Raw genomic sequence first — 14,122 nt, forward strand, 5'->3', positions numbered from 1 at the left:
ATACGGTGATGCAATCCGACAAGCAGGATATGACCGAAGCCGAATGGCAGGCTCGTTGCGACCTGGCGGCGCTCTACCGGATTACCGACCTCTTCGGCTGGACCGACACGATCGACACCCACATGACGGTGCGCATCCCGGGCGAGCCCAAGTGCTTCCTCATCAACAACTACGGCGACCTGTTCGACGAGATCACCGCGTCGAGCCTCGTGAAGATGGACATCGACGGCAACGTCTACGCCAAGGACGGCAAGTTCAACGCCGCGGGCTTCACCATCCATAGTGGTGTCTACAAGGCACGCCCCGATGCAAACTGCGTGATGCATACGCACACCCGCGCCGGCACCGGCGTCTCGGTCCTGAAGAAGGGCATTCGCCCGATCAGCCAGGACGCGCTCTCGGTTTATGACGACCTCGTCTATCACGAGTACGGCATGCCGACGTCCCAGGAAGAATGCGACGCGCTGGGCGTCTCCTGCCAGCACGGCAACTCGGTGGTGCTGCGCAACCACGGCCTGCTGACCGTCGGCGGCACGATCCCGGGCGCGCTGCGGCGCATGTACATGCTCGAGCGTGCCTGCGAGGTCGAGGTCATCGCCCGCAGCCTCGACGAAGAGGCCGCGCCGATCGAGGAGGATGTCATCCGCCAGTACGGTGAGCGCGCCAAGCAGCAGCGCGCCAATCCGGAGTACGGCATGACCTACTGGAAGGCCGCGCTCCGCCAGATCGAGGGCAAGGGCATCGACTGGCGCCAGTAACCCTCCAGGCTCAGGGCCAAACGTAAAGAGCGCGCCGCAAGGCGCGCTCTTCTGATTCAGGGTAGGGCAGTCATATGAATTAAGGATCCCTCATTTCGTTCGGGATGACACCGATTCTAGAATCGGCGCACTGCGAAAGCCCAAGCAATGGTGTCATCCCGAACGACAGTGAGGGATCCTTCGCTTCGGAGGCGGGCGTTCCTATTTGGCGGGCGCCGACAGCTTGACGATCTCGGTCCAGCGGCGAAGCTCGCCGGCGAGATAGGCGCTCAACTCGGCGGGACCGCCGCGCCTGTCCTCGATGCCCTGGACGCGGAAAGACTCCTTGAGCTTCGGACTGTCCAGCGCCTTGTCGACGGCGCGGTAGAGCTTCTCCACGATCGGCTGCGGCGTACCCTTCGGCGCCATCATGTAGAAGGAGACGTCGGCCACGATATCGGGATAGCCCAACTCCTTGAAGGTCGGGGTGTCGGGAAACACCGCGGCCCGCTTTTCGCCGGTGACGGCGAGCAGGCGCGCCTGCTTGGCGTTGTAGACCGGCACGCCGGAGGCGACCGGCGTGAACCAGATCTGGATGCGGTTGGTCAGCAGGTCGCCCAGCGCGTCGGTCGTGCTCTTGTAGGGCACCATCACCGTGTTGATCTTGGCCGCGCGATTGAGCATCTCGCCCAGGAACTGCGGCACGCCGCCGACGAAGCCCGAGAAATTGATCTTGCCGGGTTCCCGGCGGGCGAGTTCGACCAGCTCGGCGACATTCTTTGCCGGCAGTTCGTTGGGCACGAACATCGAATAGAGCACGCCGCCGGTAAAGCTGACGGGCGCGAAGTCGTTGAGCAGGTTGGCGGTCGTGTTGCCGGTCGCCTGGTTGATGATGTTGCTCAGCGAGGCGATCACCACCGTATGGCCGTCGGGGCGCGACTTCGCGACATAGTCGGCGCCGATATTGCCCGTGGCGCCAGGCCGGTTCTCGACGATGACGCTTTGACCCAGGGTCGCCGTCATGTCCTGGGCGAGCAGGCGGGCGATGATGTCGTTGGTCGTTCCGGGACCGAACGGCGCGACGATCGTGATCGGCTTGCCCTGCTGGAAGTCCTGCGCCTGCGCTGGAGCCGTCGCCGCCGCGACACTCGCCATCGCCGATGCGACGGCTGCGCGCCGCGACAATTTCATGATCCTCATGAGTTCTCTCCCTTTGCTTTCTTGATTGTTTACTTGCCCGTCCAGTCCGGCTTCGGCCTCTTGTTCACGAAGGCGTCGATGCCGGCCTGCGCATCCTCGCGCTGGATGGCACCGGCCATGTAATCGGTCGCGTAGGCATAGGCCTGCTCGACGTTCATCTCCATGTGCTTGCGGAACATCGCCTTGCCGGAGGCGATCTGCTGCGGGGGCTGGCTGGCGATGCGCTCGGCCAGCGCCTTTGTCTCGCGGTCGAGATCGGCCGCGGGGACGACTCGGCTCACCAGCCCGTCGCGCATCGCGGTCGCGGCATCGACGAACGTGCCGGTGAACAGCATGTCGAGGGCGCGCTTGGGCCCGATGTTGCGGCCGACCGCCACGGAGGGCGTGCCGCAGAACAGGCCGTTGTTGATGCCCGAGGTGGCGAAGGTGGCGTCGCTCGAGGCGACGGCGAGATCGCAGGCGGCCACGAGCTGGCAGCCGGCGGCGGTCGCGACCGCTTTCACCTTGGCGATGACGGGCTGGGGCAGGCGGCCGATCGACAGCATCATCGCCGAGCAGCGCGTCATCAGGCTGTGATGAAACGCATAGTCGCGGGTCGAGGCGACCTCCCGCAGGTCATGGCCGGTCGAGAAGGCGCGGTCGCCCTGGGCTTCGATGACGACGCAGCGGATGGCGGCGTCCCCGGCCAGCCTGTCGAATTCCGTCTGCAGCGCATCTATAAGTTCGCCCGAGAGCGCGTTCATGGCGCGGGGGCGGTTGAGCGTGAGGAAGGCGACGCGACTCTCGTCGCGGCGGAGAAGCACGGATTCGTTGGAGGCAGCGGTCATGGCGGCATTCTATGGGAAGCGACGAGGGGCGTCATGCCGGTGATGTCGCCCGCGGAACTGATCGAGTTCCTCGACGAGCACTTCCCGCAGGCTGCCCATCTCGGCCTCGCGATAGAGCATCTCGACGACAAGACGATCCGGCTGCGGCTGCCGACGCACGAGCGGCATCTGCGGCCCGGTGGCACGATCTCCGGCCCGACCTTGATGTGGCTGGTCGACTGCGGCTTCTACCTGCTGATCCTGGCCCAGCTCGGGCCGGTGGCGCTGGCGGTCACCACCAGTCTCAACATCAACTTCATGCGCAAGCCAGAGCCCGCCGACCTGATCGGGGAGGGGCGGCTGATGAAGCTCGGCAAGACCCTGGCGGTCGGCGACTTCACGATCTGGAGCGACGGCAAGCCCGAACCGGTGGCGCACGCCACCGTGACATATGCCATACCACGCAAGGCTTAAGTGAGAGGTAATATAATACCTCAATTCTAAGTTCTTGATTTTGCGTCGCTATTTGCGGCGATTTGACAAGTCGCCAGACACTCCCCATAAGCGCGCGCTCATTGGAAGAAAGACTCATGCACGCCCTCACGCACTCCACTCCCAGCATCAAGACCGCCGACGTCAAGAAGAAGTGGTTTCTGATCGACGCTGAAGGCCTCGTTCTCGGCCGGCTCGCCACGATCATCGCCATGCGCCTGCGCGGCAAGCACAAGCCGATGTTCACGCCGCATATCGATTGCGGCGACAACATCGTCGTGATCAACGCCGAAAAGGTTCGCCTCACCGGCCGCAAGGCCGAGCGTGAAGTGTTCTACTGGCATACCGGTCATCCCGGCGGCATCAAGGGCGAGACCCTGGGCAAGCGCCTCGAAGGCCGCTTCCCGGAGCGCGTCCTGATCAAGGCCGTCGAGCGCATGATCACGCGCGGGCCCCTCGGCCGGGCGCAAATGAAGAACCTGCGCGTCTACGCCGGACCGAACCACGAGCAAGAGGCCCAGCAGCCCGAGAAGCTCGACATCGCTGCTATGAACCCCAAGAACTCGAGGATCGGCTAACATGGCTACCGAACTTTCGTCGTTTGCCGAACTGAAGAAGGCTCCGGCCGCCGGAGCGCAGGTTGCCGGCGCTCCCCGCGAAAAGGAAATCGACGCACAGGGGCGTGCGTACGCCACGGGCCGCCGCAAGAACGCGGTCGCCCGCGTCTGGGTCAAGCCCGGCACCGGCAAGATCACCATCAACGGTCGCGACCAGACGATCTACTTCGCTCGTCCCACGCAGCGCATGATGATCCAGCAGCCGTTCGATGTGACCCAGCGCAACGGCCAGTTCGACGTCGTCGCCACGGTTTCCGGCGGCGGCCTGTCGGGCCAGGCGGGCGCCGTGCGTCACGGCATCTCGCAGGCCCTCACCAAGTTCGAGCCCGGCCTGCGCGGCAGCGTCAAGGCTGCCGGCTTCCTCACCCGCGACAGCCGCGTGGTCGAGCGCAAGAAGTACGGCCGCGCCGGTGCCCGTCGCCGCTTCCAGTTCTCGAAGCGCTAAACCCGCGTTTCCGATATCCTCGAAGGGCGCCTCAGGGCGCCCTTCTTTTTTGCGCTCTTGCTGGTTTGTGGAGTGACGATCCGATGTCCGGACTCATCGTGCCCTTCAACGGCTTCGTGCCCCAGGTCCACAGCACGGCCTTCATCGCGCCCAACGCGACGCTGATCGGTGAGGTCGAGATCGCCGCCAACTGCAGCATCTGGTTCGGCGCCGTGCTGCGCGGCGACGGGCCAGGCATCAGGATCGGCGAGAACTCGAACATCCAGGACGGGACGGTGATCCACATCGCCGCCCGGGGCGTCAGCACGGTCGTCGGCCGCAACGTCACGGTGGGTCACCTCGCATTGCTGCACGCCTGCGAAGTCCAGGACGATGCCTTCATCGGCATGCATTCGACGGTGCTGGACGAGGCGGTGGTCGAGACCGGCGCCATGGTTGCCGCCGGAGCGGTGGTGACGCCGCGCAAGATCGTGCGCAAGGGCGAACTGTGGGCCGGCAACCCCGCCGTGAAAATGCGCGACGTTACCGAGAAGGACCTCGAATCCTTCCGCCGCTCGGCGGCCGCCTACGTGCGGCTGGGCCAGGCCTATCGCGGCGGCGTTCCGAAGGCGGCGGAGTAGGCTGGTCAGGCTGCTCCGGAGGCGAGTTTACTGCTCGCCGGAGCGGACCTTCACGTAGCTGCCGGGCGCATCCTCGAGTGCAGGCAATCCACCGGCGCCAGGTACGCGCGCCGGGACCTTCGCGCCCGACAGGGCCGACAGCCACTTGTCCCAGTCGTGCCACCACGAGCCCGGGAATTCCTGGGCGCCGGCCTGCCATTCGGCCAGAGTCGGAGGGTTCTTCGCCGTCTCGTTCAGCCAGTGCTGGTACTTCTTGTTGCGCGGCGGATTGACGACGCCCGCGATGTGACCCGAGCCCGCCAGCATGAAGCGCGCCGGACCGCTGAAGATCTGCGTCGCCTTGTAGACCGAGCGTGCCGGCGCTATGTGGTCTTCCTTGCCGGCCTGGATATAGACGGGGATCTGGATCTTGCGCAGGTCGATCGGCACGTTGTCGATGACGATGCCGCCCGGCTGGCTGAGCAGGTTCTTCTGGTACATGTTGCGCAGGTAGAAGCTGTGCATCGCTGCGGGCATGCGCGTGGCGTCGGCGTTCCAGAACAGCAGGTCGAAGGGGAAGGGGTCCTTGCCCATCAGGTAGTTGTTCACGACGAACGACCATATGAGATCGTTGGCGCGCAGCATGTTGAAGGTCGTTGCCATCTCGCTGCCTTCGAGATAGCCCTTCTTGCTCATCATCTCCTCGACGCTGGCGAGCTGGTCCTCGTCGATGAAGACGCCGAGTTCGCCCGGTTCGCTGAAGTCGACCTGGGCGGTGAAGAAGGTGCAGGCGGCGATGCGGTCGTCGCCGCGCGCGGCCATGTAGGCGAGCGTCGCGGCCATCAGCGTGCCGCCGATGCAGTAGCCGATTGCCGAGACCTTGCGCGCGCCCGTCGCCTTCTCGATGGCGTCGAGCGCCGCGAGCGGGCCCTGGTTCATATAGTCCTCGAACACCATCTTCGCGAGGCGCTCGTCGGGATTGACCCAGGAGACCACGAACACCGTGTAGCCCTGTTCGGTCGCCCACTTGATGAACGAGTTCTCGGGCTTGAGGTCGAGGATGTAGAACTTGTTGATCCACGGCGGCACGATCAGCAACGGCACCTCGTAGACCTCTTCGGTCGCGGGCGCGTACTGGATGAGCTGGATGACGTCGTTCTGGAAGACGACCTTGCCGGGCGAGGTGGCGACGTTGCCGCCGACCTTGAAGGCATCCATGTCGGTCTGGCGGATGGCGAGGTTGCCCTTGCCGCGCTCGAGATCGCCCAGCAGGTTCTTGAGGCCCTTGAGAAGGTTCTCGCCCTTGGACTCGACTGTCGCCTTGACGACCTGCGGATTGGTCATGGCGAAGTTCGAGGGCGACACCGCGTCGATGAACTGGCGGGTGTAGAAGTCCACCTTCTTGGCGGTCTTCTCGTCGACGCCCTCGACTTCCTTGATCGTCCCCTGCAGCCAGCGCGCCGTGAGCAGATAGGACTGCTTCAGGTAATCGAAGACGACCTCGTCCTTCCAGGCGGGATCGTTGAAGCGCTTGTCGCCGCGCGCGGGCTCCGCCACCGGCTCGACCGTCTGGCCCATCATGCGCTGGGCCGTGACCTGCCAGAGCTTCATGTACTGCTGCCAGAGTTCGACCTGCGCCTGAACCAGCCGGTTCGGGTCAGCCATCATCTTGGCCGTGAAGTCCATGAAGGTCTGGGTGAGGTGCAGCGGATCGGTCGGCTGCGGTCCTTCGGACTGGTACTTCTGGGAAAAATCCTGCAGCAGCTTCTGACTGCGCGTCGCGATGTCCTTGAAGGCCTCCTGGAGCTTCGCGGACTCCTCCGGCGACAGGCCGCCAAGGGCCGTGGGGGCGGGCGTGTCGGACATGCGTTTCCCCTTCCGAATCATTGCCTTTGCAGCATTTCTTGCGGTAAATTCACCGCTTCGGTGCCATACCTAGTGCAGAACCTACCGGAATCGATACTTGCTTCCCATAGGTAGGCTGCGACAACTGACGGGTCAAATTTCCTCTCGGTCTCCGCTAGACAGGCGGAGGATACCGGGCTTCAAGCGGACACAGCAGGTGATGAAGATGCAGCGACCCCAGGACACGATCGGCAGCGGCCGCTGGCTCGGCCTGCTCGGAGTGTCTGCGTTCGCCCTTTTGACGGGCTGCGGCTGGTTCGACGGCTCCGCACCTGTCGGTCCGCCGCCGCGTCCCGGCGTCGAGCGCGACGTCGCGCCCGCCAGTGCCCTTCCGCCGGCGCCAGGCAACCGCCAGTACGATGCGGCGGTCACCGCAGGAGACGAAACGCGCAACACAACGGCGTCAATCGGCTCGGTGATTTCGGCCAAGGGCGGGCAGAAGGCACAGAAGGAAGCACTCGAGAAGGAGCAAGCCGAGCGCGACCGCAAGGACCGCGAGGCACGCCTCGAGCGGGAAGCTGCCGACAAGGAACTGAAGAGCAAGGAGAAGCAGGAGGGAGCGCCTGCCGCGGCTCCGGCCGCCGCTCCGGTCGGTGCTCCGCCCGTCGGTGCCGGCACCATCACGTCTGATCCGGCGCCGGTTTCGGCACCCGTGCCGCCGCCGGCTCCGGTGACCACGGCGCCGATGGCGCCGCCGTCTGCCGCGCCCGATCCCGCGACAGCACCGACGCCCGTGCCGGCGCCGGCACCTGCGGGAAATCCGAACCGGGCATTCACTCCGCCACCGAATTGGACGCCGCCGGGAGCGGAGCCGGGGTCTGTGACGACCGGTGCACCGCCAGCCTCTCCCGCGCCGCCCGCCGCGGCGCCCCCACCGGCACCGCCGGCAGATCCGAACAAGGCCTTCGCGCCGCAGCCGGGCTGGAAACCGTCGGGCGTCGACGTGGGATCGCTGCTGCCTCTGGCGCCACTGCCGGTGGCACTCGCGGCTTCTGACTTCGCGGACGATGCCTGCGGCGAGCCGATGCCCGCCATGGCCAACATCGCCGCCGCCCAATCGGGTGCGGTGCCGTTCAGCAGCCTCAAGTCGCCGCCCTTCGATGGGTCGATCCAGGTTGCCCTGATCCAGTTCGGCCAGGCCTCGGCAGGCCTCGACGAAACCGACCAGGCCGTGCTCGCCCGCGTGGCCGAGATTCAGCGCGATAACGGCGGGACCGTGCGCATCGTTGGCCATGCTGCCGCGGATGCGGTGTCGATCGCTCAATCGGACAACTTCGACGTATCGCGCCATCGCGCGCTCGCGGTCGCGCGGCAATTGCTCCGTCTCGGCGTGCCCGCCGACCAGCTGATGGCGGAAGCCGCTTCCGACGACGAACCGATCTATCAGACCAGCACTGCTCGCGGCCTCGCCGCAAACCGGCGCGCCGACGTCTTCATCGATTTCTAGGCGCCAAGGAAGAACGACATGGACGACTCGGAATTTCACCGCCTGAAGCGCCTGCCGCCCTACGTGTTCGCGGAAGTGAACGCCATGAAGGCTCGCGCCCGTGGCGCCGGTCAGGACGTCATCGATCTCGGCATGGGCAATCCCGACCTGCCGACCGCGCCGCACATCGTGGCCAAGCTCGCCGAGGCCGCCGCCAACCCGCGCGCCCATGGCTACTCGGCGTCGCGTGGCATCCCGGGCCTCCGCAAGGCGCAGGCTGCCTACTACTCGCGCCGTTTCGGCGTCGAACTCGATCCTGATTCCGAAGTCATCGTGACCCTGGGATCGAAGGAGGGGCTGGCCAACCTCGCGCAGGCGATTACCTCGCCGGGCGACACGGTGCTGGTGCCGAACCCCAGCTATCCAATCCATCCCTACGGCTTCATCATCGCAGGCGGTTCGGTGCGCCACATTCCGGTGCCGGGCTCGACCTCGATCGAGGAGTTCCTGCCGGCGCTGGAGCGCGCCGTGCGCCATGCCGTGCCGAAGCCGCTGGCGCTGGTGCTGAACTATCCGTCGAACCCGACGGCGCAGGTCGTCGATCTCGATTTCTATGGAGCCATCGTCGATTTCTGCAAGCGCGAGGGCATCTGGATCCTGTCCGACCTCGCCTATGCCGAGATCTACTTCGACGGCGTGCCGCCACCGTCCGTGCTGCAGGTTCCGGGCGCCCGCGACATTGCCATCGAGTTCACCTCGATGAGCAAGACCTACTCGATGGCCGGCTGGCGCATGGGCTTCGCGGCCGGCAACAAGACGCTCATCCAGGCGCTGACCCGCATCAAGTCCTACCTCGACTACGGCGCCTTCACGCCGATCCAGGTCGCGGCGACGGCGGCGTTGAACGGGCCACAGGATTGCATCGCCGAGGCGCGCAACACCTACAAGGAGCGCCGCGACGTCCTGATCGAAGGGCTGAAGGGCGCGGGCTGGGACCTGCCGGCTCCGTCGGCGAGCATGTTCGCCTGGGCGCCGCTGCCCAAGGAATTTGCCGAGCTGGGCTCGCTGGCCTTCTCGAAGCTGCTGCTGACCCAGGCCAATGTCGCGGTCTCGCCCGGCATCGGATTCGGCGAGCACGGCGACGCTCATGTCCGCATTGCCCTGGTCGAGAACAAGCACCGGATCCGCCAGGCCGTCCGCAACATCCGCACGGTGATGGCCGACCCCGGTCGCGCCATCGACCTCTACCTGCGGGGCGTTGGGGACAATATCACGCCGATCAAGGCTCGCGCCTGATCCTATCCTGTCGTATCAGGCGCCCATGAATTCTCCTCTCAGGATCGGCATCGCCGGGCTCGGAACCGTGGGCGCCGGCGTCGTGAAGCTGCTGGCCGAACACGGCCGGCTCCTCTCCGTGCGCGGTGGACGGCCGCTCAAGATCGTGGCCGTCAGCGCGCGCAGCAAGGCCAGGAAGCGCGATATCGACCTCTCCGGCATGCGCTGGGAGAAGGATCCGATGGCGCTGGCGACCGCGCCGGACATCGACGTGGTGGTCGAGCTGATCGGCGGTTCGGGTGGCGTCGCGCGGCGTCTCGTCCAGAAGGCGTTGGCCTCGGGCAAGCACGTCGTCACCGCCAACAAGGCGCTGCTGGCGCTGCATGGCACCGAGCTTGCCGCGCTGGCCGAGAAGAAGCAGCGCAGCCTCGCCTTCGAGGCGGCGGTGGCGGGCGGCATTCCGATCATCAAGGCGCTGCGCGAGGGTCTGGTCGGCAATCGCGTGAAGCGGCTCTACGGAATCCTCAACGGCACCTGCAATTACATCCTGACGACCATGCGCGAGACCGGTCGCGATTTCGACGTCGTGCTGGCCGAGGCACAGGCGGCGGGCTACGCCGAGGCCGACCCGACGTTCGACGTCGACGGCATCGACGCCGCCCACAAGCTCGCGGTGCTGACCGGCGCGGCCTTCGGCGCCAGGGTCGACTTCGCCGGCGTGCATGTCGAGGGTATCCGCCGCGTCACCTCGATGGACATCGAATTCGCGCAGGAGCTGGGCTACCGCATCAAGCTGCTGGGCCTCGCACGCGAGACGCGCCACGGCATCGAGCAGCGCGTGCATCCCTGCATGGTGCCGCTCGACACGCCGATCGCGCATATCGAGGGCGTGTTCAACGCCGTCGTCGTCGAGGGCGATTTCGTGGGTACGACGATGTTCCAGGGCCGCGGTGCGGGGCAGGGACCGACCGCCTCGGCCGTCGTCGCCGACCTGGTCGACGTGGCGCGCGGCCGGCACATGCCGGCCTTCGTCGTGCCCGCCGAGAAGCTCGCGACCAAGAAGGCTTCGCCGATGGACCGTCATGTCGGCGCCTACTACATGCGCCTGATGGTGCAGGACCGGCCGGGGGTGATCGCCGCGGTGTCGGGCGCGCTCGCCAAGGAACGCATCTCGCTCGAATCGATGCTGCAGCGCGGGCGCTCGGAGTCGGGCGAAGTGCCGGTGGTGCTGACGACACACGAGACAGAAGAGGCTGCGATGCGGCGCGCCCTGGCGCGCATCGCCAAGCTCGGCGCCGTCGCCGAAGAGCCGTGCGTGATCAGGATCGAGGCATTCTAGAAGGCGCTGAGAGACGCCGCGGAGGGAACGATGGCCGATACGAGAGAAGAAACAGGCAGGATGGACCGCAACCTTGCGCTGGAAGCGGTGCGGGTGACCGAGGCGGCAGCCCTCGCGGCCTCCAAGCTCATGGGACGCGGCGACGAGAAGATGGCCGACCAGGCCGCCGTCGATGCGATGCGCACGTCGCTCAACTCGCTGGCCATCGAGGGCACCGTCGTGATCGGCGAGGGTGAGCGCGACGAAGCGCCGATGCTCTATATCGGCGAGAAGGTCGGCATGGGCGGCGGCCCGAAGATCGACATCGCGCTCGATCCGCTGGAAGGCACGACCATCACCGCCAAGGGCTTGCCCAATTCGCTCGCCGTGATGGCGATGGCCGAGCATGGCGGGTTCCTCAATGCGCCCGACGTCTACATGGACAAGATCGCCGTCGGCGGCGGCCTGCCGGAAGGTATCGTCGACCTCGACAAGAGCGTGTCGGAGAATCTCAAGGATCTGGCGAAGGCCAAGCAGGTCGACGTCCTCGACCTGGTGGTCTGCATTCTCGACCGGCCGCGCCATTCCGAACTGATCGCCAAGGTCCGTGAGGCCGGCGCGCGCATCATGCTGATCGGAGACGGCGACGTGTCGGGCGTGATCGCCACCTCGACCGGCGATTCGGGCATCGATATCTACATGGGTTCGGGCGGCGCGCCGGAAGGCGTGCTCGCGGCGGCGGCCTTGCGTGCGATCGGCGGCCAGATCCAGGGTCGCCTGCTGTTCCGCAACGACGACGAGAAGGCCCGCGCCAAGAAGTGGGGCATCACCGACCTCAACCGCAAATACTCGATGACCGACATGGCCAAGGGCGACGTGATGTTCGCGGCGACGGGCGTCACCTCGGGTTCGATGCTGAAGGGCGTGCGCCGCTTCCACAACGGCGCCGAGACCCATTCGATCGTGATGCGCTCCAAGACCGGCACCGTGCGCTGGGTCTCGGCGCACCACAATTTCTCGATCAAGACCGGCCTGCCGAGCTGGGCGTAAGCCTGGCTTCGACGGCCGGCTCGCCGGAGCGGTGCCATCGCGCTTCGGGTTAGGGTGGCCGTATGTCCGATTCCTTCAGAAACGAGCGCGCAGCATTCCTCGGCGTCGAGCGCTCGCTGACGGGAAAGCGCTGGGCCACGCGGCTCGGCGACGAGCGGCTGGCGTTGGCCATCGCACAGCGTCACGGCCTGCCCGATGCAATCAGCCGCCTGCTGGCGGCTCGCGACGTCGACCTCGACTCTGTTGCTGACTTTCTCGAACCGACTCTTCGCAAGTTCCTGCCCGATCCCTCGCACCTGAAGGACATGGATGCCGCCGTGGCGCGCCTCGTCCGGGCCGTGCAGACGGGCGAGCGCATCGTGGTGTTCGGCGATTACGACGTGGATGGTGCGACCTCCTCGGCGCTGCTGCTGCGCTTCTTTCGGGCGGTCGGCGGCAATATCGGCGTCTATATTCCGGACCGCCGCAAGGAAGGCTACGGCCCCAATGCGCCGGCGCTGCTGAAGATCAGGGAAGAGGGCGCCTCCGTCGTCGTCACGGTCGATTGCGGCATCACCGCCTTCGAGCCGCTGGCCGAGGCCAGGCGTGTGGGCCTCGACCTCATCGTGATCGACCATCATATGGCGGAAATCGCGCTGCCCGAGGCGGTGGCCGTGGTCGATCCCAACCGGATCGACGATGCCAGTCCCCACAAGCATCTTGCCGCCGTCGGCGTCGCGTTCCTGCTGGCCGTCGGCGTCAACCGGGCGCTGCGCGACGCCAACTGGTACGGCACCTCGCGACCCGAGCCCGACCTTCGGCAATGGCTCGATCTCGTGGCCCTGGGCACGGTCTGCGACGTAGTCCCGCTGCTCGGCGTCAACCGCGCGCTGGTGAGGGCGGGCCTGCAGGTCATGGCTCAGCGGCGCAATGTGGGCCTCTCGGCGCTGGCCGACGTCGCCCGCCTCAAGGAAACGCCGGAAGCCTACCACCTCGGCTTTCTGCTGGGCCCCCGGGTCAATGCCGGCGGCCGGGTCGGCCAGGCCGATCTCGGCGCGCGCCTGCTGTCGAGCGACGACCCGCACGAGGTCGGGGCGCTCGCGATCCGGCTCGATGAATTCAATGCCGAGCGACGCGCCATAGAGCGCGATGTGCTCGACCAGGCGATCACGCGCATCGAGGGCCTGTACGGCGCCGACCGCCAGAACCTCCCGTCGGTGCTGCTGGTCGAGAGCGAGGGTTGGCATGTCGGCGTGATCGGCATCGTGGCGAGCCGCCTGGTCGAGCGTTACGGCCGGCCGGCTTTCGTGATCGGCATGGACGGGGCGTTGGGCAAGGGCTCGGGCCGCTCGGTGCGTGGCGTCGATCTCGGAGCGGCGGTGATCGCGGCACGGCAGGAAGGTCTGCTGGTCAATGGAGGCGGGCATGCGATGGCCGCCGGCCTCACCGTGGCGCGCGATTCGCTGCCCGAACTGATGCGCTTCCTCGACGGGCGGATCGCGCCCCAACTCGGCGCCGCCCCGCCGGTTCGTGAATTGGGGATCGATGCCGCGCTCGCTCCCGCGGCGGCCACCAAGGAACTCATCTCGATGATCGAGCGTGTCGGACCATTCGGCTCCGGCAACGCCCAGCCGCGATTTGCCCTCACCGGCGTGCGCGTCAGTTATGCCCAGCCCGTCGGGGAGGGGCATGTTCGCTGTACCCTGGTCGGCGCCGAGCGCGGCCGGGTCGACGCCATCGCCTTCCGGGCCAATCAGAGCGAGCTGGGACCGGCGCTTCTGGATTCCGCGCGGCCCGTGCTGCATGTTGCCGGAGCGCTCAAAATCGACCGCTTCGGCGGCCGGGAGACGGTGCGCCTTCAGATCGATGACGCTGCATCGGCAGCCGGCTCCGTGCTTGCTTGATTTTCTGCTTCCAAGCCGGTATCTCACCCACGCGCTTGGAGGCTTCGTTCCCTTCGTCTAGAGGCCTAGGACACTGCCCTTTCACGGCGGCGACACGGGTTCGAATCCCGTAGGGAACGCCACTCCCGAAAAAAGAGAGAACTTCGGGAGACGACTTTGACAGCCCCCGGTACGCGAGCTTCTCCAGGATGACGGGGAGAGCCTTCGAGCCGGATGCTGTTGTGGTCGACCGGGACGAGTTTATACGACCACACTTGGTTGGCTCCCGCTGGTGTCTGGGCATCTGCTAGTCGGACTTTTCACGTTCTTGGCGGATACGCCATAGGACGTCCCGCCGATCGACGTCGCGTACTACGAGGAAGTCCGCCG

The 14,122-nt window shown here is 66.3% G+C and carries 13 protein-coding genes and 1 tRNA gene; 11 read left to right on the forward strand and 3 right to left on the reverse strand.

Annotation, left to right across the window (positions count from 1 at the left end; translation table 11 throughout):
- Positions 1-8 precede the first annotated feature (8 nt).
- Positions 9-758, forward strand: coding sequence for a class II aldolase/adducin family protein (locus KQ910_RS24140; protein WP_216966131.1), 750 nt, complete (start codon positions 9-11; stop codon positions 756-758).
- A 201-nt stretch (positions 759-959) separates the two neighbouring features.
- On the opposite strand, the gene KQ910_RS24145 is transcribed toward KQ910_RS24140, so the two are convergent.
- Complete coding sequence (locus KQ910_RS24145; RefSeq protein WP_216966133.1) at positions 960-1,937, reverse strand: Bug family tripartite tricarboxylate transporter substrate binding protein; 978 nt, start codon at positions 1,935-1,937, stop codon at positions 960-962.
- A 29-nt stretch (positions 1,938-1,966) separates the two neighbouring features.
- Positions 1,967-2,764, reverse strand: coding sequence for an enoyl-CoA hydratase (locus KQ910_RS24150; RefSeq protein WP_216966135.1), 798 nt, complete (start codon positions 2,762-2,764; stop codon positions 1,967-1,969).
- A gap of 33 nt (positions 2,765-2,797) precedes the next feature.
- Between KQ910_RS24150 and KQ910_RS24155 the strand changes: the two genes are divergently transcribed.
- From KQ910_RS24155 to KQ910_RS24170, 4 genes are all read left to right on the forward strand, one after another.
- Positions 2,798-3,217: a PaaI family thioesterase gene (locus KQ910_RS24155; RefSeq protein WP_216966137.1), complete on the forward strand. Its 420-nt coding sequence runs from the start codon at positions 2,798-2,800 to the stop codon at positions 3,215-3,217.
- A gap of 116 nt (positions 3,218-3,333) precedes the next feature.
- A complete protein-coding gene (gene rplM / locus KQ910_RS24160; RefSeq protein WP_068194977.1) occupies positions 3,334-3,813 on the forward strand; it encodes a 50S ribosomal protein L13 in 480 nt (159 codons plus the stop codon).
- A 1-nt stretch (position 3,814) separates the two neighbouring features.
- Positions 3,815-4,297, forward strand: coding sequence for a 30S ribosomal protein S9 (rpsI, locus tag KQ910_RS24165; RefSeq protein WP_216966139.1), 483 nt, complete (start codon positions 3,815-3,817; stop codon positions 4,295-4,297).
- An 83-nt stretch (positions 4,298-4,380) separates the two neighbouring features.
- Positions 4,381-4,917 (forward strand): gamma carbonic anhydrase family protein, encoded by a 537-nt coding sequence (locus KQ910_RS24170; protein WP_216966141.1) that lies wholly within the window; start codon positions 4,381-4,383, stop codon positions 4,915-4,917.
- Positions 4,918-4,944: 27 nt separating this feature from the next.
- On the opposite strand, the gene KQ910_RS24175 is transcribed toward KQ910_RS24170, so the two are convergent.
- Positions 4,945-6,762: a PHA/PHB synthase family protein gene (locus KQ910_RS24175; RefSeq protein WP_229600957.1), complete on the reverse strand. Its 1,818-nt coding sequence runs from the start codon at positions 6,760-6,762 to the stop codon at positions 4,945-4,947.
- 205 nt (positions 6,763-6,967) lie between these two features.
- On the opposite strand from KQ910_RS24175, the gene KQ910_RS24180 reads away from it, so the two are divergent.
- The 6 genes from KQ910_RS24180 to KQ910_RS24205 all read left to right on the forward strand — a co-directional run bounded on the left by KQ910_RS24180 (position 6,968) and on the right by KQ910_RS24205 (position 13,875).
- Positions 6,968-8,248, forward strand: a complete 1,281-nt coding sequence (locus KQ910_RS24180) for an OmpA family protein (RefSeq protein WP_216966145.1) — start codon at positions 6,968-6,970, stop codon at positions 8,246-8,248.
- A gap of 18 nt (positions 8,249-8,266) precedes the next feature.
- On the forward strand, positions 8,267-9,523 hold the full coding sequence (locus KQ910_RS24185; RefSeq protein ID WP_216966148.1) for an LL-diaminopimelate aminotransferase: 1,257 nt from the start codon (positions 8,267-8,269) through the stop codon (positions 9,521-9,523).
- A 25-nt stretch (positions 9,524-9,548) separates the two neighbouring features.
- The gene (locus KQ910_RS24190) at positions 9,549-10,841 is read left to right on the forward strand and encodes a homoserine dehydrogenase (RefSeq protein ID WP_216966150.1); all 1,293 of its coding nucleotides are present in this window, start codon (positions 9,549-9,551) and stop codon (positions 10,839-10,841) included.
- A 60-nt stretch (positions 10,842-10,901) separates the two neighbouring features.
- Positions 10,902-11,870, forward strand: coding sequence for a class II fructose-bisphosphatase (gene glpX, locus KQ910_RS24195; protein ID WP_229600958.1), 969 nt, complete (start codon positions 10,902-10,904; stop codon positions 11,868-11,870).
- Positions 11,871-11,932: 62 nt separating this feature from the next.
- On the forward strand, positions 11,933-13,753 hold the full coding sequence (recJ, locus tag KQ910_RS24200) for a single-stranded-DNA-specific exonuclease RecJ (protein ID WP_216966153.1): 1,821 nt from the start codon (positions 11,933-11,935) through the stop codon (positions 13,751-13,753).
- 46 nt (positions 13,754-13,799) lie between these two features.
- A tRNA-Glu gene (locus KQ910_RS24205) sits at positions 13,800-13,875 on the forward strand.
- The last annotated feature ends 247 nt before the right edge of the window (positions 13,876-14,122 follow it).

Source organism: Reyranella humidisoli, assembly GCF_019039055.1.
GTDB lineage: Bacteria > Pseudomonadota > Alphaproteobacteria > Reyranellales > Reyranellaceae > Reyranella > Reyranella humidisoli.